This is a genomic window from Phenylobacterium hankyongense, assembly GCF_003254505.1.
Taxonomy (GTDB): Bacteria; Pseudomonadota; Alphaproteobacteria; order Caulobacterales; family Caulobacteraceae; genus Phenylobacterium; species Phenylobacterium hankyongense.
The window spans coordinates 2,414,208-2,438,009 of record NZ_QFYP01000001.1 but is presented as its reverse complement, the minus strand read 5'-3'; the positions used below and the strand labels follow the sequence as shown (position 1 = coordinate 2,438,009).

The window sequence follows — 23,802 nt, the reverse complement described above, 5'->3', positions numbered from 1 at the left end:
GTTGGGCGATGCGTGCGGCGCTTGTTCTCGGTCTCGGACTGCTGTTGGCGCCGGCGGCCACCACCGCCGATCCTGAACCCCCGCCAGCTGCCGGCCACATCTGCGGCGCGCCGGTCCCTGAGGCCTCAAAGGCCGCGCCCGCGCAGCAAATCCTGCAGGGCTACGGCTCCGGCGGGTTCACGGTGCGCACGGCCAGCCCGGCCGCCCAGGCCTATTTCGACAACGGCATGCAGCTCGGCCATGCCTTCGCGCACAAGGCCTCCATCGCCGCCTTCCAGGAGGCCGGAAAGCTCGATCCCGCCTGCGCCATGTGCGCGTGGGGCGAGGCCTGGGCCCGCGGCCCGACGATCAACTATCCGATCGACGCCAAGCAGCAGGCCGCGCTGGCGGCGCTGGCCGACAGGGCCGCCGGCCTGGCGCGGGGCGGCCCCGAAAAGGAGCGGCGGCTGATCGCGGCCTTGCAGCATCGCTACCGCAACGGCGGCGGCAAGGGTGCGGGCGACTACGCCTTCGCCCGCGATATGGACCGGCTGGCCCGCGACTATCCGCAGGACAATGAGATCGCCATCGTCGCCGCCGACGCCTGGATGATCCCGGCCGCGCACAAGGAGAGCCGCGAGAACCTGGGCCGCGCGCTGGAGCTGATCGGCGGCGCCCTGGCCCGCAAGCCGGACGACACCGGGGCGATCCACTTCTACATCCACGCCACCGAGATGGACGGGATCGGCGGCCAGGCGGAAGGCTACGCCGACACCCTGCAGCGGCTGGCGCCGGCGGCCAGCCACCTCGTCCACATGCCCTCGCACACCTACTACATCGTCGGGCGCTACGAGGACGCGGTGCGCGCCAACATGGACGCCACCCGCATCGACGCGGCCAACGCCCGGCGGCTGGGCCTGAGCGACCCGTGGAAGCTGGCCTACCACTCGCACAATGTGCAGTTCGCCACCGGCGCGGCGCTGATGAGCGGCGACGCCGAGGCCGCGCTCGTCCAGTCCGACGCCGCGCTGGACCGCGCCGCGGCGTCGAAGACGGCCCTGTCTCCCTGGGACCAGGTGGCGGTCGGCACCGCCTATTTCGCGCAGGGCCGCTTCGCGCCGGACCGGATGCTGGCGCGGCCGGATCCCGGCGCCGACCGCGGCTACCTGCGGGCCATGTGGCGCTATGCGCGGGGCGAGGCCTATGCCCGCAAGGGCGACGCCGCCGCCGTCCGCCGCGAGGCGGCGCTCTTGCAGGCGAGCGCCGCCGACCTCAAGGACTTCGAAGGCTACCGCCCGCAAGCGGTCGGCATGGTCGAGGTGGCCCGGCTGGTGCTGACCGGACGCGCGGCGATGATCGAGGGCAAGCCGGCGCTCGCCGCCGCCGCCTTCCGCACCGCGGCCCAGATCCAGGACGCCAAGCTCGGCCGGATCAGCGATCCGCCGGGCTGGTGGTATCCCGTGCGTCGCAGCCTGGCAGCCGCCCTGCTGGAGGCCGGCAAGCCCGACGAGGCCGCCGCCCAGGCCCGCGTCACGCTGAAGGCCTGGCCCAACGATCCGGTGACCCTGGCGGTGCTGGCCCAGGCCGAGCGCAAGCTGGGCGACGGCAACGCCGCCGACCTGCACCTGGCGCAGGCCCGCCGCGGCTGGCGCGGCGAGCCGAAGCTCGCCGCCCTGGCGTCGCTGGCCGGCGCCTAGAGGCCGTTGGCTTCCAGCGCCGCCAGCACCTTGTCCGGGGTGATCGGATAGTCCCGCACCCGCACGCCGCAGGCGTTGTAGATGGCGTTCGCCACCGCCGCGCCGGCGCCTGAGATGCCCAGTTCGCCGACCCCCTTGATGCCCATGGGGTTGGCCTTGTCGTCCACCTCGTCGAGCATGATGGCGTCCAACTCGCCGATGTCGGCCTGCACCGGCACCAGATAGCTCGCCAGGTCCTGGTTGATCAGCGAGCCGTAGCGCGGGTCCACCGCATTGCCCTCGGTCAGCGCCGAGGCGACGCCCCAGATCATCCCGCCCGTCAGCTGGCTGCGCGCGGTCTTCCAGTTGAGGATCCGGCCGGCCGCGAACACGCCCAGCATGCGCCGGGTGCGGACCTCGCCGGTCACGGTGTCGACGCCGACCTCCGCGAAATGGGCGCCGTAGGTGTGCTGGCTCCAGTTGCGGGCGTCGGCCGCCGGGCGGATTTCGCCCTGGGCGGTCAGCCCCTCCGGCCGCGCGCGACGGATCAGGTCGGCCAGGCTCTCCGAACGGTTGGCGATGGCGATCACCCCGTCCTGGAAGGTGACCTGCTCGCTGGGCCCGCCGAACAGCGGCGAGTCCGGATCGCTGGCGGCGAGCTCGGCGATGGCCTTGCGCAGGTTCATGCCGGCGTCGAGCGCGGCCGAACCGGCGGTGGCCGCGCCGAACTGGCCGCCGGAGCCGGGCGCCGGCGGCAGCTCGGAATCCCCGATCTCCACCCGGACGTCCTTCAGCGGCACCCCCAGCGTCTCCGCCGCGATCTGCGCCAGCACCGTGTAGGTCCCGGTGCCGATGTCGGTCATCCCCTGGCGCACCGTGATCACGCCCTCGGCGTCCACCGTGAAGCTGGCCTTGGCCGGCAGCAGGAAGTTGCCGCGGATGGCGGCGGCCATGCCCATGCCCACCAGCCAGCGGCCGTCCCGCACCTTGCCCGGGAACGGCAGGCGGCGGTCCCAGCCGAACAGCTGGGCGCCTTCCTTCATGCAGCGCACCAGCTGGCGGATCGAGAATGGCTTGCCGGTCTCGGGATCACGCTCCGGCTCGTTGCGGATGCGCAGCTCGACAGGGTCGAGGCCGAGCGTCTCCGCCAACTCGTCCATGGCGCATTCCAGGCTGAGCATGCCCGAGGCCTCGCCCGGCGCACGCATCGGCCCCGCCCCCGGCAGGTCCAGCTTCACCAGGCGGTGGCCGGTCAGCCGGTTGGGCGCCGCGTAGAGGCTGCGGGCGAAGTTGGAGGCGTGCTCGGTGAAGTGCCCGTTTCGCTCGCAGTGGGTCGTGGTCATCAGCGACATGGCGGTGAGCTTGCCGTCCGCGGTCGCGCCCAGCCGCACCCGCTGGACCGTGGCCGGCCGGTGGACGGTGCCGTGGAACATCTGCTGGCGGGTGAACGTCACCTTCACCGGCCGCCCGATCGCCCGCGCCCCCAGCGCCGCCAGGGCGAGGTCGTCGTAGGCCTGGCCCTTCCCGCCGAAGCCGCCGCCGATGTAGCGGGTGAGCAGGTGGACGGCGTCGCGGTCGATCTTCAGGGTTTCGGCCAGGCCATGCTGCGCCGGCTTCACCATCTGGATCGAGGTGTGGACGACGCACCTGTCGCCGTCCCACCAGGCGAGCGTGGCGCAGGGCTCCATCTGGCAGTGGTTCTGGAGCGGCGTGTGCCAGGTCTGGTCGAGCGTCACCGGGGCGGCGGCGAAGCCGGCCTCGAAGTCGCCGATCTCGGTGTCCTCCTCGCCGCGCGGCATGGCCGCGTCGGCCAGGTGGGCGTGGAAGTCCGCCGCCGGCGGCGCCTCCTCGTAGGTCAACCGCACCAGGTGGGCGGCGGCGGTGGCGTTCTCCAGGCTGTCAGCGACCACGAAGGCCACCGGCTGGCCGAAATAGGCGACGCGGTCGTTCTCCAGCGCGGGCGCGGCGGTCGCCGTGCTGCGCGGATTGACCTTGGTTCCGCGCGCGCCCTGCTCGGGCACGTTCAGGTGGGTCCAGACCAGCAGCACCCCGGGCGAGGCCTCCGCCGCGGCGATATCGACGGCGGCGATCCGGCCGCTGGCGATGGCGGCCGGCACCATGACGCCGTAGGCGGCGGGGCTCGGCGGGACCACCTCATAGGCGTAGGGCGCGGTCCCGGTGACCTTCAGCGGCCCCTCGTAGCGGTCCACCGCCTTGCCGATCAGGCCGGAGCGGTTCTCGGTGACGGGATTGGGCGCGGCCCAGTCTTCGACGGAGCTCATCGGGCCCTCCCCTGCGCGTCTTCGATGGTCGCCGCGCCCAGCCGGCGCACCAGGGTGATCTTGAAGCCGTTGCGGCCGTTGTCGCTGGCGCCCTGGAGTTCCGCCGAGATCGCCTCGGCCGGCGAGGCGCCGGCGGCGAGCGCGGCCTCGGCGTCGGCCGCGCGCCAGGGCTTGTGCGCCACGGCGCCCAGCGCGATCCGGCCGCCGGCCACCGCCACGCTGGCCAGGCCGGCGGCGTAGGACGCCCGGTCCCGGACCTTGCGATAGACCTGGCCGCCCTGCGGGGGCGGCGGCAGCACGACGGCGGTGATCAGTTCGCCCGGCACGAGGTGGGTCTCCACCTCCGGCGTCTCGCCGGGCAGGCGGTGCAGCTCCATCAGCGGGAAGCGCCGCGCCTGTCCGGACGGCGACAGCGTCTCCACCTGCGCGTCGAGCGCGACCAGGGCGACCGCCATGTCCGACGGATGGGTGGCGATGCAGGCGTGGCTGGCGCCGAAGATCGCGGAGTTGCGGTTCAGCCCCTCCAGCGCGCCGCAGCCGGAGCCGGGCGCCCGCTTATTGCAGGGCTTGGTGGTGTCGTAGAAGTAGGCGCAGCGCGTCCGCTGCAGGAGGTTGCCGCCGGTGGTGGCCTTGTTGCGCAGCTGGCCGGAGCCGCCGGAAACGATGGCCTGGCTCAGCACCGGGTAGCGGCTGCGGACGCGGGCGTCGGCGGCCACGTGGCTGTTGGTGGTCATGGCGCCCAGGCGCAGGCCGCCGTCCGGCGTGTCCTCGATCTGCGACAGCGGCAGGCGGCCGACGTCGATCAGGTGCTGCGGGCGCTCGATCTCCAGCTTCATCAGGTCGAGCAGGTTGGTGCCGCCGGCGATGAACTTCGCCCCCGGCGTCTCGGCGGCGGCCTTCACCGCGCCCTGCGCATCGGCCGCACGCTCGTAGGTGAAGGGCCTCACGCCATCTCCTCCGAGGCGGACTGGATGGCGGCGACGATCTGCGGATAGGCCGAGCAGCGGCAGATGTTGCCGCTCATCCGCTCGCGGATCTCCGGCTGGGTGAGCGCGACCTTCGCGTTGAGGTCGGCGGTCTCCTGGCTGGGCCAGTTCTCGGCCACTTCCGCGAGCATGCCGATCGCCGAACAGATCTGGCCGGGCGTGCAGTAGCCGCACTGGAAGGCGTCCTCGGTGAGGAAGGCCTTCTGCAGAGGGTGCAACTGCTCCGGCGTCCCGACGCCTTCGATCGTGGTCACCTGATCGCCGTCGTGCATCGCCGCCAGCGACAGGCACGAATTGATCCGCGTGCCGTTGACCAGCACCGTGCAGGCGCCGCACTGGCCGTGGTCGCAGCCCTTCTTCGTGCCGGTCAGCCCCAGGTGCTCGCGCAGGGCATCGAGCAGGGTCGTACGCGGATCGAGGTCGAGCGCCCGCGCCTCCCCGTTGACGGTGATCGTGGTGCGCACTTCGGCCCTCCGAGACTGTTGCGGCCGCACGCCGGCGGCTCTTGAAATGGTGGCGCCTAGCCCTCGCCCGGCGCCAGGGCCTTCACCGACAGCGCGTGGAGCGGTCCGGCGAGTTCCTCGGCGAGCACGGCATAGACCATCCGCTGTCGCGCCACCTTGGGCGCCCCTTCGAATGCGGCAGATTCAATCAGTACGTTGAAATGGCTTTCCCCGCCCGGCCGCGAACCGCTATGGCCCTCATGACGTTGGGAGTCGTCCTCGATCTCCAGCCGGGATGGCTGGAACCGGGCCGTGAGCTTGTCTCGGATCGCATCAGATATGGCGCCCATCGGCTGCATCTTCAATTCTTGAACGGGAATCTTCTCCCCCCATACTTGGCCCATGCCCGGCGCGTTTCAATACAAGCCTAAGTTCAAGGATATCCGTGTGCGTCCGCCCTCCGACGAGGACGACGCGCGGGCGGAGGACGTGAACGCCCTGAAGCCCGGCGAGCGGGCCTGCGACCATCCGGGCTGCCGGCGGGCGGCGAGCGCGCGCGCCCCGAAATCCCGCGACATGCTCAACGAGCATTACTGGTTCTGCCAACCGCATGCCGCCGAGTACAACCGCAACTGGAACTTCTTCGCGGGGATGAGCGACGGCGAGGTCCGCGCCCGCCAGCGCGACGAGCTGTTCACCGGCGGCCGTCCCACCTGGGAGATGAAGGCCAGCCGCTTCTCCCGCGAGGCCGCGGCCTTCTCCGCCAAGTTCGGCAAGGGCGAGGGCTACCGCGACCCGTTCAACCTGTTCGGCAAGAATGGCGGCAAGCCCGTGCCGGAGCCGGAGGACCGCAGGCTCGGCAAGATCGAGCGTAGCGCCCTCGCCGACCTCGACCTCGATGTGAACGCCGACGGGCCGAAGATCCGCACCCGCTACACCGAACTGGTCCGCCGCCTCCACCCCGACGCCAACGGCGGCGACCGCGCCGGCGAGCACCGCCTGCAGCGGGTGATCAAGGCCTACCAGTCGCTGCGCAAGGCCGGACTGGTCTAGCTGCGCCAGGAGCGCTAAGCGGCGACGCACAACTGTCATCGTCGGCGGCGACAATCGCCGTCGATTACGGGGGCTCGCTTGATCAGTTCGAAGTACCGCGCGGGGGCCATGACCGCCCTCGCCCTTGTCATGGCCGCCGTCGGGTCGCGAGCCGCAGCCGCGCCGCACAATGTCATCCTGTTCGTGGCGGACGGACTGAGGTCGCGGATCGTGACCCCGCAGACCGCGCCGGCCCTCGCCGAGGTGCGGGCGCGCGGCGTGGATTTCCGCAACAGCCACTCGATCTATCCGACCGTCACCACGCCCAACGCCTCGGTGATCGCCACCGGGCACCTGGTCGGCGACACCGGCGACTTCGGCAACACGATCTACGGCGGCCAGCCGTTCCCGGCGCCCTACGGCTCGCCGATGGCGCCGGTCGAGGACGACGTGATGCTGGGGCTGCTGAACGAGAGGTTCGGCGGCAACTATCTGGGCCACACCAGCCTGCTGCAGGCGGCCCGCGCCAAGGGCTTTGCGACCGTCGCCCTGGGCAAGCTTGGGCCGATCGCCATCCAGGACGTCACCGCCCGCGATGGGACCGGCACGATCGTCATCGACGACGCCACCGGCTCGCCGGAGCGCGGAGTGAAGCTGGCGCCCGAGATCGCCGCGGCGATCAAGGCGGCCGGCCTGCCCACCACGGCCCCCAGCCGCGGCCCCAACGGCCAGGCCGGCGCCTACGACAAGGCCGGCGCGCTGGTCGCCAATGTGGAGCAGCAGAACTGGTTCCTGGCGGTGGCGACGCGGGTGCTGCTGCCGCGCTTCAAGGCCGAAGGGAAGCCGTTCGTCATGGTGTTCTGGTCGCGGGACCCCGACGGCACCCAGCATAACCAGGGCGACAGCCTCAATACCTTCACCCCGGGGATCAACGGCCCGACGACGATGGCCGCGATCCGCAACGCCTCCGATGACCTCGCGGCCCTGCGCGCCAGCCTGAGGGCGCTGGGGCTCGACAAGGACACCGACATCGTGGTCACCGCCGACCACGGCTTCTCGACCCTGTCGCGGGAGAGCCAGACCAGCGGCTCGGCCCGCCTGCGCTATCCGGACGTGAAGCCCGGCCTTATGCCGCCGGGTTTCCTGGCCATCGACCTCGCCGAGGCGCTGGGCCTGCCGTTGCACGACGCCGCCGGTCCCGCCGTCGATCCGCGCAGCGGCGCCTATCCGAAGCGGGGCGCGGCGCTGGGTCGCGACGCCGCCCATCCCGACGTCCTGGTCGCCGCCAACGGCGGTTCGGACCTGATCTACCTGCCTGGTCCGGATGCGCCGGCCCTGGCGCGGCGGATCGTCGAGGCGGTCAGCCGCCAGGACTACGCCGGCGCGATCTTCGTCCGTGACGACCTGGGTCCGATCCCGGGCGCGCTGTCCACCAGCCAGATCGGCCTGGCCGGGTCCGCGCGCACGCCGACGCCGGCGATCGTCGTGGGCTTCAGGAGCTTTGCGAGCGGCTGCGACGACCCGGAAATCTGCGGCGTCGAGGTCGCCGACAGCGACCAGCAGCAGGGCCAGGGCATCCACGGCTCGTTCGGCCGCCAGGACACCCACAACTTCATGGCCGCCGTGGGCCCTGACTTCCGCGCCGGCTTCGTCGACCCCGCCCCGGTGAGCAACGCCGACCTGGCGATCACCCTGGCCCACATCCTCGAGCTGGACCTCGGGCCGAAGGGTCATTCCGGCCGGGTGATGGCCGAGGCGCTGAGCGGCCGCGACGTGGCTCCTCCGGCCTCGCAGGCGGTCACCGTCCGCTCCGCGCCGGCCGCCAACGGGTTCATGACCGTGCTGAACCGCCAGGATGCGGCGGGCGCGTCCTACTTCGACGCCGCGGGGATGCCAGGCCGGACGATCGGCCTAAAGCCGTAGGGACGATCCCCGAGACGACGGCGCTATCGCAGGACCTTCGCGGCCTTGAGCCCGCACGGCCGGAATCGAACTCCGCCGGGCGAGCCATCTCGACACCGGCGGAGGGTTGGTCTTGACCATCGGCGGCGCGGGTCGAGCCCGCGCCGCGCCGTCAGGTCCTGATCAGAAGCTCGCCTTCACGGACACTTGGAAGTTCCGCTCCGGCTGGAAGTAGTACTGGTCGTAGGGAACCGTCTTGCCCGGCTTGATGGCGGTCACCGGCTGGTCGTCGAAGATGTTGTAGACCGCCGCCTCCAGGCGGTAGCGGTCGAAGCGGTAGACCACCGAAAGGTCGGCCGAATGGTAGCCCGCGATGCGGTAGGCCGCCGGCTCACCCTCCGCGCCCCACTGCTCGCCGGTGTACTTGTCGGCCAGCGACACCGACCAGGCGTCGTCGTGGTAGAGGACGCCGAGGGCCGCCGTGGACTTCGGCGCGTTGGCGATCTGCTTGCCGCCGACGATGGTCACCGGCACGCCGGCGATGGTGGTGTTGGCGCCCAGCGCCTTGGCCGAGTTCACCGAGCCGTTGGCGAAGACGAAGACCTGGTCGGTGAGCGCGTAGGTCACGGCCCCTTCGACGCCCTTGTAGGTGGCCCCGCCGAGATTGAAGTTCACCGTCTCGGAGCCAACCGTCACCGTCTGGATCTTGTTGGTGAAGTCGATCTGGTAGACGTCGGCGTCGAAGGTGAACTTGCCGCCGTGATAGACCGCGCCCACCTGGTAGTTGGTGGATTCCTGCGGATGCAGGTCGTCGAGGTTCGGATTGACCACCTGCATGGCGCTGATGTCGGGCAGCAGGAAGCCGGTGGCGTACTGAGCGTAGACGGCCAGGTTGTCCTGCAGCTTGTAGTTCGCCGTCAGGAAATACAGCGTCTTGGTGAAGGTCTTGGAGCCGTGGAACGGCGCCCGGGTCTTCTGGTTGACGTCGGAGTCCACTGACAGCTTGTCGGTGACATACTTCACGCCGGGCGTGACGGTCAGCGCCGGCGTCACCCGCCATTGGAAGTCGACGAACGGCTGGTACTGGTTCCAGCCGGAATACTGCAGGTATTCCAGGTACTGCGGCACGCCGGGCAGCACCTTCTGGCGGTAGTCCACCGTCCAGCCGGCGTCGGTGTGGCCAAGCGTGGCGTCGTAGTCGTAGCGGGCGCGCGGGCCGGTGTCGGCCTGCTCCCACCACAGCCCGGCCTTGATGGTGCCGAACGACAGCTCCTGGTCCAGGTGCACGATGTCGCCGTAGATCTTGTAGACGTTGAGCTTGGTGTAGCCCGGGACGTGGCCGTTGACGGTCGGCTGGCCGCCCGGCGTGTAGGTGATCTGCAGGCCCTTCTTGGCGGCGATGTCGGCCACCGACAGGGTCGGGTCCAGGGCGCTCTCGGTGTCGTTCTTGTAGTAGTAGGAATAGAGGGTGTTCTCGAGCTTCAGGCTCGGCGTGATGTCGCCGGTCAGCTTGGCGTAGTTGAAGTAGGTGTGCTTGTTGACGACGTTGTACTTGTAATAGGTCGGCGTGGTCGGGTCGGTCGACAGGCCGAAATTCTTGCCATAGAGCGCCACCTGCGCAAGCGTCGCGCCCGAACTGTCGTTGGTGTAGACCTTGGTGTAGTTCCAGGTCCCGAACAGCGTCAGCTTCCAGCTGTCGACCAGCGGGACGACCGCGCGGACCAGCTGGTTGTAGGCGGTGGCGCCGGAGTTGGTCAGGGCGCCGTCGGTCTTCAACTCCTGGAAGTTGAACAGGGCGCGCGCGCCGTTCAGCGCCGCGATCTCACCGGTGTTGATCTTGGTCACCGACATCCAGGTGTTCCACGATCCCGCCGTCACCGACTGCGAGCCGCCGAACACGTCGGCGACTTCCGGCGAGAACAGGTTGATCGAGCCGCCGAAGCTGGCCGCGCCGAGCTGGCTGGCGCCGCCCGGCCCACGGTCCACCACCACCGCCCCGATCGTCGAGGACGGGAAGAAGGACGTCGAGTGGTGGGTCGGGCCGTTGGCGTCGCCCCAGGGGATGCCGTCGTAGGTGACGTTGTACTGGCCGTCCTGGAAGCCGCGCAGGGTGGTCTTGGACTCGCCGAGCCCCGGACCATTGACCGAGGTGCCGGAGACGCTGGGCGAGAGGTTGACGATCTGGGTGTAGTCGGCAGTCGCCGGGATGAACTGGTCGATGGCCTGGCGGTCGATGATCGACTGCGGCTGGGTGGCCTCGAGCGAGGCTTTCACCGGCGCGTTGGTGACGGCGCCGGACGCGCCGGTCACCACCAGTTCCTCGACGCGGGTGCCGAAATCGGCCTTCTCCTCGGTCGGCGTGGCCGCGCCGGCGGCGTCGGCTGTGGCCGCCAGGGGCGCCTCGGCCGCAAACGCCTGGCCGCTCGCCAGACCCAGGACCAGCACCGAAGCGCCAGCCATGAACAATCCACGAGCCGCTCTGGAGCGGCCCTTCACTGTCGTCTGCTGCATTTATTATCCCCGTTCTTGCGCCGGCCCCGAGCCGGCGTGACGACGTAAGTCGTTCGTCGAGCGCGGTTCTTGGGGAGTCTTGCAACGCTTGCAAATGAAGGTTTTGTTGCGGTTTTACGTAGGTTAGACCGCGATAAATCTCTATTCCACTGAGAAACTCGGAAGAATCGCCCGAGAATTTGCTCCGCCTACTGAGTAGACGGCCAGCTGAATTCCTCGATCTTCCGACGGGTAGCCGTCCTCAGGCCAGGCCTTGTCGCGGGCGCGGAGAGTTGGGAAGAGTGCGGCCGGCGGGCTTTGGGGATGCGGATGATGTCGAGTCGATTTGCGGTCTGGGCGGCGGGCGTGGTCGCCGGCATGGGTCTCGCGCCCGCGGCGCTGGCCGCAGAGCCATCGCGGTATGTGCTGGAGCCCGCCGCAGTCTGGACCGCCGGCGATGCCGCGCCGCACCCCGGCTGGGTGGTGGTGGTCGAGGGCGGGAAGATCGTCGCCGTCGGCCCGAAGGCGACGGTGGCCGTCCCGGCCGGCGCCGAGGTGGTCGCCCTGCCCGGCGCGACCCTGATCCCGGGACTGATCGAGTTGCACTCGCACCTGCTGCTGCACCCTTACAACGAGACCTCCTGGGACGATCAGGTGCTGAAGGAGGCGCCCGCCTACCGGACCTTGCGCGCCGGACGCGACGCGGGACGGACCCTCGCCGCCGGCTTCACCACCATCCGCGACCTCGGCACCGAGGGCGCCGGCGACGCCGACGTCTCCCTGAAGCGGGCGATCGAGGACGGCGTGATCGCCGGTCCGCGGATGTTCGTGGCGACCCGCGCCATCGTCGCCACCGGCGCCTACGGGCCCCGCAGGGCCTTCCGGACCGACATGGAGCTGCCGCAGGGCGCGCAGGAGGCCAGCGGCGAAGGCCAGGTGATCGCCGCCGTGCGCGAACAGGCCGCCGCCGGGGCCGACTGGATCAAGGTCTACGCCGACTACCGCATCGGCCCGGCCGGCGAGACCGAGCCGGCGTTCAGCCAGCACGAGTTGGACGTGCTGGTGGAGACCGCCCACTCCTCCGGCCGCCCGGTCGCCGCCCACGCGGCCAGCGACGAGGGCATCCGCCGCGCCGTCGTGGCCGGCGTCGACACCGTCGAGCACGGCTATGGCGCGTCGGAAGCCACCTTCCGGCTGATGAAGGCCAAGGGCGCCGCCTATGTGCCGACGCTGACTGCCCCCGACGCCACCTCGCAGTACTTCCAGCACTACGTCCCGGGCCAGACGCCGCCGACCCCGGCCATGCTGAACGCCGAACGCGCCTTCCGCCTGGCGCTGAAGCTGGGCGTCACGATCGGCGCCGGCAGCGACGTCGGAGTCTTCGCCCACGGCGAGAACGCCCGCGAACTCATCTGGATGGTGAAGGACGGCATGACGCCCGCCCAGGCGCTCACCGCAGCCACCGCCACCAACGCCGCGATCCTGCGGCGGGGCGACAGCCTCGGCCACGTCGCCCCGGGCTACCTCGCCGACCTCGTGGCGGTGCAGGGCGATCCCACGCAGGACATCACCGCCATCAAGGACGTCCGCTTCGTCATGAAGGGCGGCGCGATCTACCGCCGGCCCTGATGGCTGATCCTTCGATGGGTGCGTGCGAGGAACATTCCTTTCGCCACAAAGTTGCCACGCCGGGAGGAAGCCGCGCGCCAGCGATCGCGCGGCTTTTCACGTGCGGAGGAAATGGATGGCGGACACCACATCGGGTCAGGTTCTGACCTCGTCGACATATGGGGACAACCTTGTCGGAGGCTCCGGCCCCGACACCCTGAACGCCGGCCAGGGGCCGGACACCCTCACCGGCGGCGCCGGCGGCGATGTCTTCGCCTACGCCAAGCTTCCGTGGAACGCCGGGCACGTCACCGACTTCGCGCTCGGCTCGGACCGGCTGGACCTCAGCGCCCTGTTTCAAGCCAGCGGCTATACCGGCTCGAACCCGCAGGCGGACGGCTACATCAGCCTGCAGGCCAGCATGGGCAGCACGATCGTCATGTACGACCCGGACGGGCCTGCCAGCGGCAACCCCTGGCCGATCCGCATCGCCACCCTGGATGGGGTGTCGCCCAACGGCCTGACCTGGGCGCAACTGGCCGATCCGGCGGCGCCGGGCAATCCGGGCGGGCCGCCGTCGAGCAACCACTTCCCGACGGTGACCGGCCTGAACGGCGGGCCGCTGCCCAGCTTCACGGTCAACGAGGCCAACCTGCCGAACGGCGTCTCGCCCAATGCCGCGGCCGTGAACGTCAACGCCGCCATCATGCTGAACGCCGCCGACGGGGTGAAGGACGTCTACGTCGGCAGCCAGCTGATCATCAACAACGGCGCCTTCCAGCCGACCAGCTACACCGACAGCAGCCTGCCGGTGACGATCATCTTCAACCGCTACGACGCCGCGAGCGGCCGGCTGGACGTCACCTATCGGCTGAACAGCGCCTTGAACGTGCCAGCCGGCGCCGGCGGCGTGCAGACCGGCTGGGGCCTGTCGCTCACCGACACCGACGGCGACACCACCCAGGCGCACTTCAACGTCACGATCTATGACGACACACCCTACGTCCTCGGCGACGAGGCCCATGCCCAGATCGGGGCGTCGCCGCTGAAGGGCAACGTCCTGCTGAATGACAAGATGGGCGCGGACGGCGGCGGGTTGGTCGGCGTAAGCGGGCACGGCGGCCAGGTGATCTCGGATGGGGCCCCCAACCCCAACGGCTACACCATGGCAGGCGCCTACGGGAGCCTGACGGTGATGCCGAACGGCGACTACACCTACACGCTCAACAGCAACGCCCCGGCCGGCACGAACGACGTGTTCCGCTACTCCGTGAGAGACGGCGACGGCGACCAGGTCTCGACGGGACTGGTGATCTATATCGATGTCCCGAACGACGGCTCGGGCCACGTCATCACCGCCCAGAACCCCGGCGCGCACCTTACCGGCGGCGCGGGCGACGACACCCTGAACGCCAGCCAGGGCGCGGACGTCCTGACCGGCAATGGCGGCGCCGACGTCTTCGCCTTCGCGAAGTTGCCGTGGAGCGCCGGCCAGGTCACGGACTTCACGGTGGGAACGGACCACCTCGACCTCTCGGCCCTGCTCTCCGGCTTCGGCTATTCCGGCTCCGATCCGGTGGCCGACGGCTGGGTCAGCTTCCGCAGCGACGGGAGCGACGGGACCCTGGTCTACTTCGACACCAACGGCCCGGCCTCCGGCGGCGACTGGCCCTATCGGATCACCGACCTGCAGCACGTCGCGCCGACCGGCCTGACCTGGGCGAACGTCGGCCTGGCGAGCGGAAGCCCGGGCGGCGGGACTGGCGGAACGGGCGGCACGGGTGGAACGGGCGGCGGCGACACCTCCCCCGGCCAGGTGCTGACCTCGCAGCACTACCCCGACACCCTGTCAGGCGGCGGCGGCGCCGATACGCTCATCGGCGGACGCGGGCCGGACGTGCTGACCGGGAACAGCGGCGCGGACTACTTCGTCTGGAACGACGTGCCGTGGAATGCCGGCCACGTGACCGACTTCACCCCGGGCGCCGACGTGCTGGACCTGCGGACCCTGTTCGCCCAAGGCGGCTACACCGGTTCTGACCCGGTGGCCGACCGCTGGCTGAGCTTCGTCTCGGACGGAGCCGGCGGAACCAAGGTGCTGATGGACATCGACGGTCCAGGCGGCTCCAGCCCCTACCAGTACGTGATCACCACCCTGGACCACGTGGCGCCCAGCCAGATCCACGCCAGCGACTGGCTCTTCCGCTAGGCCGAGGCGGTCGCCGCCGCGCCGGCGGTCGCGAACCAGGGGGTCATCCGCGCGATGGCCTCCTGGATCTGCGGCGTGGAGACCGCGAAGCTCATGCGGAAGAAGTGGCGGCCGTCCACCGGATCGAAGTCGACCCCCGGCGCGGTCGCCACCCCGGTGTCGCGCAGCAGCTGCTTGCAGAAGGCCAGGCTGTCGTCGGTCAGGTGGGCGATGTTGGCCCAGATGTAGAAGGCGCCGTCCGGCGGGGCGATCTCCGCCAGGCCCAGGGCCGGCAGGGCGTCCAGCAGCAGCTGGCGGTTGCGGCGGTAGACGTCGAGATGGCCCTGCAGCTCCTCGCGCGCGTCCATCGCCGCCAGCGCCGCGTGCTGGCTGAGCGAGGGCGCGGTCAGGAACATGTTGCCGACGAAGGCCCGGGCCCGCGGCAGGTGCTCCGGCGGGACCAGCAGCCAGCCGAGCCGCCAGCCGACCATGCTGAAGTATTTGGAGAAGCTGTTGACCACCAGGGCCTCGGGCTCGAACTCCAGCACCGAGCGCGCCGGCGCCACGTAGCTGAGCCCGTGGTAGATCTCGTCGGAGATGATCCGGATGCCCCGCTCGCGGCAGACGCCGGCGATGGCCTCCAGCTCGGCCGCCTCGATGATGGTGCCGGTGGGATTGGCCGGGCTGGCGATGATCACCCCGGCCGGAGCGGGGACCAGCGCCGCGAGGTGCGCGGCGGTGAGCTGGAAGCGGTCCTCGGGTCCCGAGGCGATCTCCACCGGGACCATGTGCAGGCCCTTGAGGACATTGCGGTAGGCGACGTAGCCGGGCCGCGCCAGCGCCACGCGGTCGCCGGGCTGGAAGCTGGAGACCAGCGCCAGCACCAGGGCCGGTGAGGCGCCGCAGGTGAGGATCAGCTGGTCGGGCTGGACGGTGACGCCGTAGGTCTCTGCGTAGTGCCGGGCGATCCGCGCCTTCAGCGCCGGGCTCTCCCAGTAGCCCATGCCGTCGGTGTCCAGCACCCGGTGCGCGGCCTCCACGGCGGCCCGCGGCGCGCCGGTGGAGGGCTGGCCGAACTCCATGTGGATGATCGAGCGGCCCTCGGCCTTCAGCCGGTGGGCGAGGGTCGAGATGCCGATGGCGTGGAAGGGATCGATCTGCGCGGACATCGCCTCGCCCTATCGGCAAATGGCGGCGAACGCCATGCGTCGGCTTTTCCTTGACGCGCGGCCGGGCGGACGCGAAGCCCAACGGCGACAACGGAGGGGCGGGGCGTGACGACACTGCAAGCAGCGAGCGGGCAAGCCGGGCAGACCGCGGCCGGCGGGCCCTCGACCCGGCGCGTGCTGACCGCCAGCCTGGTCGGCACGGCCGTCGAGTTCTACGACTTCTACATCTACGCGACGGCCGCCTCGCTGGTGTTCCCGTCGATGTTCTTCCCCAAGGCGTCGGCCTCGGCGCAGCTGATGAGCAGCTACGCGACCTTCGCCGTGGCCTTCTTCGCCCGGCCGCTGGGCGCGGCCTTCTTCGGCCACTTCGGCGACCGGATCGGGCGCAAGTCGACCCTGGTCGCCTCGCTGCTGACCATGGGCGCCTCCACCGTGCTGATCGCCTTCCTGCCGGGCTACGCCACCGCCGGCTGGATCGCGCCCTTCCTGCTGTGCCTGCTGCGCTTCGGCCAGGGGTTCGGCCTGGGCGGCGAGTGGGGCGGCGCGGCCCTGCTGGCGGTGGAGAACGCGCCGCCCGGCTGGCGTGGCCGCTACGGCATGTTCCCGCAGCTCGGCGCGCCCGTCGGCTTCATCGCCGCCAACGGCCTCTTCCTGCTCTTGGGCCTGCTGCTCACCCCGGAGCAGTTCAAGGACTGGGGCTGGCGCCTGCCGTTCCTGTCCAGCGTCATCCTGGTGGGCGTCGGCCTCTGGGTGCGGTTGAAGCTGACCGAGACGCCGGCCTTCAAGGCCGCCCTGGCCGAGGCCCCGCCGCCCGCCGTGCCGCTGGGCGAGGTGCTGACCCGCTACCCGCTGCAGACCATCGGCGGGACCTTCGCGGCGGTGGCGTGCTTCTCGTTCTTCTATCTCGCGACCGCCTGGGCGATGGGCTACGGGGTCTCCAACCTGCACTACAGCCGCGAGGCCTTCCTGGGCGTCGAGCTCGGGTCGATCATATTCCTGGCTCTCGGCATCCTGCTGGCCGGCTGGTGGTCGGACAAGTCCAGCCCCCGCAGGGTGCTGATGACCGGCGCCTTCCTGGCCATGCTGGCCGGCTTCCTGGTGGCGCCGGCGATGGGCTCGGGCTCGTTGCTGGCGATCTGGGCCTTCCTGTCGCTGGCGCTGTTCCTGATGGGCTTCGTCTACGGGCCGCTGGGCGCCTTCCTGCCCAGCCTGTTCCCGGCGCGGGTCCGCTACTCCGGGGCGTCGATCACCTTCAATATTGGCGGCATCCTGGGCGGCGGGCTGCTGCCGCTGATCGCCGCGGCGCTGGCGGCCCGGGGCTCGCTCTGGCCGGTGGGCCTCTACCTCTCCGCCACCGCCCTGGTGAGCCTGATCGCGCTCTACCCGCTGAAGGCGCGAGCGGAGCACTAGCAAAGCCTGGTCCCACCCTGGCGGGATGAGCGGGCGGGGCGTCAGACCGGCGTGTCCCCCGCCACCGTCGTGCGGTGCATCAGCCGCAGGTGGCCGTCATAGCCGCCCTCGGCCAGGTGCATGGTGCAGCGGTTGTCCCACATCAGCAGCATCCTCGGCCGCCAGCGGTGGCGATAGATGAACTCGTCCTGGATCATGTGGTCGAACAGGAGGCCGAGGATCGCCTGCGCCTCCTTCGGCGCCAGGCCCTCGATCCCCACGGTGTAGACCGGCGAGACGAACAGCGCCTTCCTCCCCGTCACCGGATGGGTGCGGACCAGCGGGTGGGTGAGCGTCTCGTCGGCCTCCTCCGAGACGATGATCTGCAGGGTGCGCTTCTCGGTCTCGCGGGCGAAGACGCCCTTGGTCCCGTAGGCCCGGCCCGCCGAGTGGACGGCGCGCAGCGGCGCCAGCATCGCCTTCAGGGTGTCCGACAGCGCCTCGTAGGCGCGCGCGCCGTCGCAGAACAGGGTGTCGCCCCCCACCGGCGGCACCACCTCGGAATGCAGGATGGTGGCGGCCGGCGGCTGCGGCTGGAAGCTCCAATCGGAATGCCAGCCGGCGCCGAAGTTGGTGGCCTTCTCGTCGGGCTCGCGGCGCAGCTCCAGGACGTTCGGATGACCCGGCATCGGCTTGATGAACGGGTCCTTCCCGAACGCGCCGATCTGCAGGGTGAAGGCCTCCAGCTGGTGAAGGTCCAGGGGCTGGTCGGGGAAGGCCACGACGGCGTGCCGCGCCCAGGCGGCTTTCACTTCGGCCAGGGCGTCCCCAGATAAGGGACGCGACAGATCGACCCCGGCGATCTCGGCGCCGAAGCCCGAGGGCTGGGGCGTCACCCTGATCGTGCGATAGGCGCTCTGTGCTTCCTGCAACATCGCTGGTCCTCCGGACGCTACGTCAAGGCGCTGACCGCAAGAAACACCCGTTTGCGTCCGTCTCGGCAAGCCTGTAATCGAACCCCGCCATGACTGCTTTCGACACCACCGAAGACAAGTTGATCACCCTGGTCCCGGACCAGAAGGTCGCCACGCGCGAGACCTTCGACGTGGACTTCGACATGCAGGTCCCCGCGTTCAGCGCCCGCGACCCGCACGTCCCCGACATCGACCCGGCCTACAAGTTCGATCCGGAGACCACGCGCGCCATCGTCGCCGGTTTCGCCTTCGACCGCCGCGTCATGGTCCAGGGCTATCACGGCACCGGCAAGTCGACCCACATCGAGCAGGTGGCCGCGCGCCTCAACTGGCCGCTGATCCGGGTGAACCTGGACAGCCACGTCAGCCGCATCGACCTCGTGGGCAAGGACGCCATCGTCCTGAAGGAAGGCCAGCAGGTCACCGAATTCCGCGAAGGCATGCTGCCCTGGGCGATCCAGCGGCCGATCGCGCTGGTGTTCGACGAATACGACGCCGGCCGTCCGGACGTGATGTTCGTGATCCAGCGGGTGCTGGAGGCGCAGGGCAAGCTGACCCTGCTCGACCAGAACCGCGTCATCCGGCCGAACCCCTGGTTCCGGCTGTTCTCGACCACCAACACCATCGGCCTGGGCGACACCACCGGGCTCTACCACGGCACCCAGCAGATCAACCAAGGCCAGATGGACCGCTGGTCGATCGTCGCCACGCTGAACTACCTGGCCCACGACGTGGAGGCCGAGATCGTGCTGGCCAAGGCGCCGAGCTACAACAACGCCGACGGCAAGCGGACCATCAACGCCATGGTCCGGGTCGCCGACATGACCCGCAACGCCTTCATGAACGGCGACATCTCCACGGTCATGAGCCCGCGCACGGTGATCACCTGGGCCCAGAACGCCGAGATCTTCGACGGCGACATCGCGCTCGGCTTCCGGATGACCTTCCTGAACAAGTGCGACGAGCTGGAGCGCGGCACCGTCGCCGAGTTCTTCCAGAGGGCGTTTGGGCAGGACCTGCCGGAAAGCACGGCCCGGGTGCGGGTGGCCTAGGGGCCGCGCCGAAAGCAAGACGCCCGCCCCCGGCAAGGGAGCGGGCGTCGAGGCTTTCGAAAGTTGCGGCTGGCCGGCTAGTTTCCGGTGACCTTCTTGCCGGCCATGAAGCCGAGCACGAGGAAGATCACGAAGCCGACCAGGAACAGGAAGAACAGGATCTTGGCGATGCCGGCCGCCGCGCCCGCGACGCCCGTAAAGCCAAGGCCGCCCGCGATCAGGGCGATCACGGCCATGATAAGAGCCCACTTGAGCATGTTGCCTCTCCGGTTGCAGGCCTATCGAGGCCCATCCGGGGCGCAAACGCGGGCTTGGCCGTGGCGTTCCGAGCCTCACCGGATCGTCATCGCGGGTTGTGGGACAGGTTGTGGGCGCGCCGGACCGAGAATTCCTTGTTTCCCGCGCCGTGAGCCCTGATCTAAGACGGAGCCGATGGCCAAGAACCCCGAAAGCCCCCTGGAGCCGTTCAAGCGCGCGCTGGCCAACGCCGCGCGCTCGCTGGCGGAGTCGCCGGACCTGGAGATCGTCTACTCCGGCGAGGGGCCGCAGCTGTCCGGCAACCGGGCGGTGCTGCCGCACCCGCCGCGCGACCTGACCCCGATCGACGCCTCGCGGATCCGCGGCCTCGCCGACCAGATGGCGCTGCGCATCGCCCACCACGACCCGGCGGCGCACGCCAAATTCCGCCCCGCCTCACCCGGCGGCGCGCCGATCTACGACGCCATCGAGCAGGCCCGCATCGAGGCCATCGGCGCCAACGCCCTGGGCGGCGTGCGCGAGAACCTCAAGGCGGTGATGGAACAGGCCTGGGCCAAGCGCGCCTTCAACCAGGTCGAGGCGCTGGCCAACCCGCCGATGGCCGACGTGGTCTCGCTGATGGTGCGCGAGCGGCTGACCGGCGAGAAGCCGCCGCCGATGGCGCAGCCGCTGGTCAACCTGTTCCGCGAGGAGGTCGAGACCAAGGCCGGCGCCGATCTCGACCGGCTGACCACCGCCGTGGACGACCAGAAGGCCTTCGCCCGCATCGCCCGCGCCATCCTGCGCGACCTGCAGATGGGCGACGACCTCTCCGACACCCCCGACCAGCCCGAGCAGGACGAGGATTCCGGCGAGGACGGCGAGCCTGACGCCAGCGACGACAACGACGAAGGCGACGGCGAGGGCCAGTCGCCGCAGCAGTCGGCGATGGACGACAGCGAGGCGACCCACAGCGAAAGCGAGGACGCCGACAGCCAGATGATGCAGGCGGAGGACGACCCCAACGCCGAGGACGCCGAAGAGCCGCCGGAAATGGGCGAAGGCGAGCAGCCCGCCCGCCCCGACCTGAAGGGCGAAGGCAAGATCGTCACCTACAAGGTGTTCACCACCGCCCACGACGAGATCGTCGCGGCCGAGGAGCTCTGCGACAGCGAGGAGCTGAGCCGGCTGCGCGCCTACCTGGACCAGCAGCTGGCCAGCCTGTCGAACGTGGTCTCGCGCCTGGCCAACAAGCTGCAGCGCAAGCTGCTGGCGCAGCAGAACCGTTCGTGGAGCTTCGATCTCGAGGAAGGCATCCTCGACGTCGCGCGGCTGACGCGGGTGATCGTCGACCCGACCGCCCCGCTGTCCTTCAAGGAGGAGCAGGACACCGACTTCCGCGACACCGTGGTCTCGATCCTGATCGACAACTCCGGCTCCATGCGCGGCCGGCCGATCATGGTGGCGGCGGTGTGCGCCGACATCCTGGCGCGCACCCTGGAGCGCTGCGGGGTCAAGACCGAGATTCTCGGCTTCACCACCCGCGCCTGGAAGGGCGGCACGTCGCGCGAGGACTGGCTGAAGGCGGGCAAGCCGCCCCAGCCCGGCCGGCTGAACGACCTGCGCCACATCATCTACAAGGCCGCCGACGCGCCCTGGCGCCGCGCCCGCCGCAACCTCGGCCTGATGATGCGCGAGGGGCTGCTGAAGGAGAACATCGACGGCGAGGCGCTGATGTGGGCGCACCAGCGGCTGATCGGCCGACCGGAGGCCCGCCGCATCCTGATGGTGATCTCCGACGGCGCGCCGGTCGACGACTCCACCCTGTCGGTGAACTCCGGCCACTACCTCGAGCGCCACCTGCGCGAGGTGATCGCCGAGATCGAGACCAAGAGCCCGGTGCAGTTGATCGCCATCGGCATCGGCCACGACGTGACCCGCTACTACCGCCGCGCGGTGACCATCGTCGACGTCGAGCAGCTGGCCGGCGCCATCGTCGACCAGCTGGCCGAGCTGTTCGACGAGGAGCCGCGCAAGCTCAACCGCCGCAACGCCGGCCTGCTGCAGCCGCCGCCCAACACCCAAGGCCCCACGGGCGGCGCGCGGCGCTCCACCTTCAAGGAAGTGCGGAGAGCGGTGGCGTGAGCCGAAGCACCCGCTCGTCGCCGCGAACGCGGGGACCCGCTTTCGCGGGGATGAGCGGGGCGATCTTCGGACTGATGGCCGCCGCCTGCGCGCCGGCTCCAGCCCCGCGGCCGAGCCCCTCGGTCGGCGCGAGCCCTGCGATCGCCGTCAAGGCCGCGCCGGTTCCGCTGAACCCGCAGGATCCGGGCCAGGTTCGCCTCGGCGCCTTCACCTATGCCGGCGGCCTGAACCTCACCTCCGACCAGAGCGCGCGCCTGCACGGCATGTCGGACCTGAAGGCCTACCCGGACGGACGGCTGCTGGCGATCGGCGACGAGGGCGACCTCCTCCAGGCGCGCCTGCTGCTCGATCCGGCCGGGCGTCTCGTCGGGCTCACCGACGCCCGGCTCTCCGCGATCGTCGGCGAGGACGGCCAGCCACTGGCGGCGCGCGGCAAGAAGGAGTCCGACTCCGAAGGGATCGCCGAGCTGGCCAACGGCGACCGGCTGATCAGCCTGGAGGAAGACGACCGCATCCTGCTCTATCCGCACGGCGGCGGCCGCCCGCGCCGCGCGCCGGCGCCCGACGCGAAGTTCCCGTTCAATCTCGGCATGGAGGGTCTGGCGGAGGATCCGGCCGCGGGACCGGACGCCTACATGGTCGGCGCCGAAGCCAGCGGCGACACCTGGATCTGCCACCTGGCCTCCGGCTGCGTGAAGGACCGCACGGTCGCCAAGGGCCCGGAGTACGGGCTCTCGGCCCTGCAGCCGCTGCCCGGCGGGCGCGTCGCCTACCTGCTGCGCGCCTGGGACCCCGTGCGGGGCAGCCGCATCCTGTTGCGGATCGTCGGTCCCACGGGCGACCAGGAGGACCAGCTCGAACTCGCCAAGCCGCTCAGCGTCGACAATTTCGAAGGCCTCGCCGCGGTCCCGGGCCGCGACGGCTCCACCCGCTTCTACCTCATTTCAGACGATAATTTTGCAAGCTCCCAGCGCACGCTCCTCCTGGCGTTCGACTGGCGGGCGCCCTCACGGAGATGACCGCATGAGCCGGCAGGACGTTTCGATCCCCACGCCCGACGGCGACGCCCGGGCCTTCGCCTTCACCCCCGACGAGGGCCGCGGCCCCTGGCCGGCGGTGATCATGTTCATGGACGCCCCGGCGATCCGCCCGGCGCTGTTCGAGATGGCCCAGCGGCTGGCCAGCCACGGCTACTACGTCCTGCTGCCGGACATGTTCTGGCGGGTCGGCCCCTATGAGCCGGTCAACCTGAAGGAGGCGTTCAAGGACGACGAGAGCCGCCGGGCCTTCTTCGGCAAGTTCATGAGCTCGACCAATCCGGAGAAGTCGATGCGCGACGTCCGCGCCTTCCTGGACTGGCTGTCGGACCAGCCCAAGGCCCGCGCCGACAATGTGGGCGTCACCGGCTACTGCATGGGCGGCGGCATCGCCTTCCGGGCCGCCGGGACCTACCCCGACCGGATCGCGGCGGCGGCGGCCTTCCACCCCGGCAACCTCGCCACCGACGCGGAGGACAGCCCGCACCTGCTCGCGCCCTACATCAAGGCCCGGGTTCTGGTAGCCGGCGGCGACGAGGACCGCAGCTTCGACGACGCCCAGAAGGACCGGCTCGCCCAGGCGCTGCGGGTCGCGGGCGTGAAGTCGGAGGTCACCATCTATCGCGGCGCCCGCCACGGCTACGCCCCGCCGGACATGCCGGTCTACGACCGCGAGGCCTCGGAGCGCCATTGGCGCGAGATGGTGGCGCTGTTCGACGCCACCCTGCGTCAGAACCAGCCGGCCTGACCGGCGGAGGGGCAAAGAAAAAGGCCGCCCTCGCGGGCGGCCCTTTCCGAACGACAATCTGTAGGGCGGCCTAGGCCGCCGGCTGCTCGGCGAGCTTGGCCTTCACCTGGCGCTTGATCTTCAGCGCGCGCGGCGAGAGGTCCTCGTCGCTGGCCTTCAGCAGGAAGGCGTCGAGGCCGCCGCGGAAGTCGAGCGTGCGCAGCACCGCGTTGGTGATGCGCAGCCGGAAGGACTGGCCCAGCGAGTCCGACTGGAGCGTGGCAGGCGACAGGGCCGGCAGGAACCGGCGCTTCGTCTTGATGTTCGAGTGGCTCACATTGTGGCCGACCATCGGGCCGACACCTGAGAGTTCGCAACGGCGCGACATAGCGAAAGTACCTTCGCGTAGGAAAAAGGGATCGGCGGGCCAAGCGGGGTCCGCGCGGGAGCGGGCGATATAGAGGAATGACTCCTCGCGCGTCAAGG

19 protein-coding genes are annotated in these 23,802 nt (G+C 70.4%); 10 read left to right on the top strand and 9 right to left on the bottom strand.

Annotation, left to right across the window (positions count from 1 at the left end; all coding sequences use genetic code 11):
• Positions 1-8 precede the first annotated feature (8 nt).
• Complete coding sequence (locus tag DJ021_RS11725) at positions 9-1,676, top strand: tetratricopeptide repeat protein (protein WP_207801825.1); 1,668 nt, start codon at positions 9-11, stop codon at positions 1,674-1,676.
• Here the strand turns inward: DJ021_RS11725 and DJ021_RS11720 are convergent.
• The 4 genes from DJ021_RS11720 to DJ021_RS11705 are packed head-to-tail and all read right to left on the bottom strand — an operon-like array spanning position 1,673 to position 5,716.
• A complete protein-coding gene (locus DJ021_RS11720) occupies positions 1,673-3,937 on the bottom strand; it encodes a xanthine dehydrogenase family protein molybdopterin-binding subunit (protein ID WP_111457718.1) in 2,265 nt (754 codons plus the stop codon). The two genes, DJ021_RS11725 and DJ021_RS11720, sit on opposite strands and share 4 nt — an antisense overlap.
• Entirely contained in the window at positions 3,934-4,884 is a 951-nt protein-coding gene (locus tag DJ021_RS11715; protein WP_111457717.1) for an FAD binding domain-containing protein, read from the bottom strand. The genes DJ021_RS11720 and DJ021_RS11715 overlap by 4 nt, the downstream gene beginning before the upstream one ends.
• Positions 4,881-5,387, bottom strand: coding sequence for a 2Fe-2S iron-sulfur cluster-binding protein (locus DJ021_RS11710; protein WP_111457716.1), 507 nt, complete (start codon positions 5,385-5,387; stop codon positions 4,881-4,883). Before DJ021_RS11710 ends, DJ021_RS11715 begins: the two co-directional genes overlap by 4 nt.
• A gap of 56 nt (positions 5,388-5,443) precedes the next feature.
• A complete protein-coding gene (locus DJ021_RS11705; protein ID WP_111459078.1) occupies positions 5,444-5,716 on the bottom strand; it encodes a BolA family protein in 273 nt (90 codons plus the stop codon).
• Positions 5,717-5,768: 52 nt separating this feature from the next.
• Here DJ021_RS11705 and DJ021_RS11700 point away from each other — a divergent pair, with 52 nt between their 5' ends.
• Together DJ021_RS11700 and DJ021_RS11695 are read left to right on the top strand one after the other, a co-directional pair.
• A complete protein-coding gene (locus DJ021_RS11700) occupies positions 5,769-6,419 on the top strand; it encodes a J domain-containing protein (RefSeq protein ID WP_111457715.1) in 651 nt (216 codons plus the stop codon).
• A gap of 78 nt (positions 6,420-6,497) precedes the next feature.
• Positions 6,498-8,321 (top strand): alkaline phosphatase family protein, encoded by a 1,824-nt coding sequence (locus DJ021_RS11695; RefSeq protein WP_243625974.1) that lies wholly within the window; start codon positions 6,498-6,500, stop codon positions 8,319-8,321.
• 162 nt (positions 8,322-8,483) lie between these two features.
• Here DJ021_RS11695 and DJ021_RS11690 read toward each other — a convergent pair whose 3' ends face one another.
• Entirely contained in the window at positions 8,484-10,760 is a 2,277-nt protein-coding gene (locus DJ021_RS11690) for a TonB-dependent receptor (protein ID WP_165837201.1), read from the bottom strand.
• A gap of 363 nt (positions 10,761-11,123) precedes the next feature.
• Between DJ021_RS11690 and DJ021_RS11685 the strand changes: the two genes are divergently transcribed.
• Positions 11,124-12,419 (top strand): metal-dependent hydrolase family protein, encoded by a 1,296-nt coding sequence (locus DJ021_RS11685; protein ID WP_111459077.1) that lies wholly within the window; start codon positions 11,124-11,126, stop codon positions 12,417-12,419.
• Positions 12,420-12,534: 115 nt separating this feature from the next.
• Positions 12,535-14,607: a type I secretion C-terminal target domain-containing protein gene (locus DJ021_RS11680; RefSeq protein WP_111457712.1), complete on the top strand. Its 2,073-nt coding sequence runs from the start codon at positions 12,535-12,537 to the stop codon at positions 14,605-14,607.
• On the opposite strand, the gene DJ021_RS11675 is transcribed toward DJ021_RS11680, so the two are convergent.
• Positions 14,604-15,755, bottom strand: coding sequence for an aminotransferase class I/II-fold pyridoxal phosphate-dependent enzyme (locus DJ021_RS11675; protein ID WP_111457711.1), 1,152 nt, complete (start codon positions 15,753-15,755; stop codon positions 14,604-14,606). The two genes, DJ021_RS11680 and DJ021_RS11675, sit on opposite strands and share 4 nt — an antisense overlap.
• A 105-nt stretch (positions 15,756-15,860) precedes the next feature.
• Here DJ021_RS11675 and DJ021_RS11670 point away from each other — a divergent pair, with 105 nt between their 5' ends.
• The gene (locus DJ021_RS11670; RefSeq protein WP_424443771.1) at positions 15,861-17,165 is read left to right on the top strand and encodes an MFS transporter; all 1,305 of its coding nucleotides are present in this window, start codon (positions 15,861-15,863) and stop codon (positions 17,163-17,165) included.
• Positions 17,166-17,206: 41 nt separating this feature from the next.
• Here the strand turns inward: DJ021_RS11670 and DJ021_RS11665 are convergent, their stop codons facing one another.
• The gene (locus tag DJ021_RS11665; protein ID WP_111457710.1) at positions 17,207-18,079 is read right to left on the bottom strand and encodes a TauD/TfdA dioxygenase family protein; all 873 of its coding nucleotides are present in this window, start codon (positions 18,077-18,079) and stop codon (positions 17,207-17,209) included.
• 89 nt (positions 18,080-18,168) lie between these two features.
• Between DJ021_RS11665 and cobS the strand changes: the two genes are divergently transcribed.
• Positions 18,169-19,170 (top strand): cobaltochelatase subunit CobS, encoded by a 1,002-nt coding sequence (gene cobS / locus DJ021_RS11660; RefSeq protein ID WP_111457709.1) that lies wholly within the window; start codon positions 18,169-18,171, stop codon positions 19,168-19,170.
• A 77-nt stretch (positions 19,171-19,247) separates the two neighbouring features.
• Here cobS and DJ021_RS11655 read toward each other — a convergent pair whose 3' ends face one another.
• Complete coding sequence (locus DJ021_RS11655) at positions 19,248-19,427, bottom strand: DUF1328 domain-containing protein (RefSeq protein ID WP_111457708.1); 180 nt, start codon at positions 19,425-19,427, stop codon at positions 19,248-19,250.
• Between the two features lie 175 nt (positions 19,428-19,602).
• Here DJ021_RS11655 and cobT point away from each other — a divergent pair, with 175 nt between their 5' ends.
• From cobT to DJ021_RS11640, 3 genes are read left to right on the top strand one after another with little or no spacing between them, the layout of a single operon-like run.
• Entirely contained in the window at positions 19,603-21,552 is a 1,950-nt protein-coding gene (gene cobT / locus DJ021_RS11650) for a cobaltochelatase subunit CobT (RefSeq protein ID WP_111457707.1), read from the top strand.
• Positions 21,553-21,602: 50 nt separating this feature from the next.
• A complete protein-coding gene (locus DJ021_RS11645; protein WP_111457706.1) occupies positions 21,603-22,571 on the top strand; it encodes an esterase-like activity of phytase family protein in 969 nt (322 codons plus the stop codon).
• A 4-nt stretch (positions 22,572-22,575) separates the two neighbouring features.
• Positions 22,576-23,337, top strand: coding sequence for a dienelactone hydrolase family protein (locus DJ021_RS11640; protein ID WP_111457705.1), 762 nt, complete (start codon positions 22,576-22,578; stop codon positions 23,335-23,337).
• A 70-nt stretch (positions 23,338-23,407) separates the two neighbouring features.
• Here DJ021_RS11640 and rpmB read toward each other — a convergent pair whose 3' ends face one another.
• Positions 23,408-23,704 carry a 50S ribosomal protein L28 gene (gene rpmB, locus DJ021_RS11635; RefSeq protein ID WP_111457704.1) on the bottom strand — a complete coding sequence of 99 codons (297 nt, stop codon included), beginning with the start codon at positions 23,702-23,704 and terminating at the stop codon, positions 23,408-23,410.
• Between the last annotated feature and the right edge of the window lie 98 nt (positions 23,705-23,802).

Excerpts from the sequence above, each read along its gene's own strand:
- DJ021_RS11725 (WP_207801825.1), top strand. The coding sequence starts at position 9 with ATGCGTGCGGCGCTTGTTCTCGGTCTCGGACTGCTGTTGGCGCCGGCG.
- DJ021_RS11720 (WP_111457718.1), bottom strand. The coding sequence starts at position 3,937 with ATGAGCTCCGTCGAAGACTGGGCCGCGCCCAATCCCGTCACCGAGAAC.
- DJ021_RS11705 (WP_111459078.1), bottom strand. The coding sequence starts at position 5,716 with ATGGGCGCCATATCTGATGCGATCCGAGACAAGCTCACGGCCCGGTTC.
- DJ021_RS11700 (WP_111457715.1), top strand. The coding sequence starts at position 5,769 with ATGCCCGGCGCGTTTCAATACAAGCCTAAGTTCAAGGATATCCGTGTG.
- DJ021_RS11690 (WP_165837201.1), bottom strand. The coding sequence starts at position 10,760 with ATGGCTGGCGCTTCGGTGCTGGTCCTGGGTCTGGCGAGCGGCCAGGCG.
- DJ021_RS11685 (WP_111459077.1), top strand. The coding sequence starts at position 11,124 with ATGTCGAGTCGATTTGCGGTCTGGGCGGCGGGCGTGGTCGCCGGCATG.
- DJ021_RS11680 (WP_111457712.1), top strand. The coding sequence starts at position 12,535 with ATGGCGGACACCACATCGGGTCAGGTTCTGACCTCGTCGACATATGGG.
- DJ021_RS11675 (WP_111457711.1), bottom strand. The coding sequence starts at position 15,755 with ATGTCCGCGCAGATCGATCCCTTCCACGCCATCGGCATCTCGACCCTC.
- DJ021_RS11665 (WP_111457710.1), bottom strand. The coding sequence starts at position 18,079 with ATGTTGCAGGAAGCACAGAGCGCCTATCGCACGATCAGGGTGACGCCC.
- cobS (WP_111457709.1), top strand. The coding sequence starts at position 18,169 with ATGACTGCTTTCGACACCACCGAAGACAAGTTGATCACCCTGGTCCCG.
- DJ021_RS11655 (WP_111457708.1), bottom strand. The coding sequence starts at position 19,427 with ATGCTCAAGTGGGCTCTTATCATGGCCGTGATCGCCCTGATCGCGGGC.
- cobT (WP_111457707.1), top strand. The coding sequence starts at position 19,603 with ATGGCCAAGAACCCCGAAAGCCCCCTGGAGCCGTTCAAGCGCGCGCTG.
- DJ021_RS11645 (WP_111457706.1), top strand. The coding sequence starts at position 21,603 with ATGAGCGGGGCGATCTTCGGACTGATGGCCGCCGCCTGCGCGCCGGCT.
- DJ021_RS11640 (WP_111457705.1), top strand. The coding sequence starts at position 22,576 with ATGAGCCGGCAGGACGTTTCGATCCCCACGCCCGACGGCGACGCCCGG.
- rpmB (WP_111457704.1), bottom strand. The coding sequence starts at position 23,704 with ATGTCGCGCCGTTGCGAACTCTCAGGTGTCGGCCCGATGGTCGGCCAC.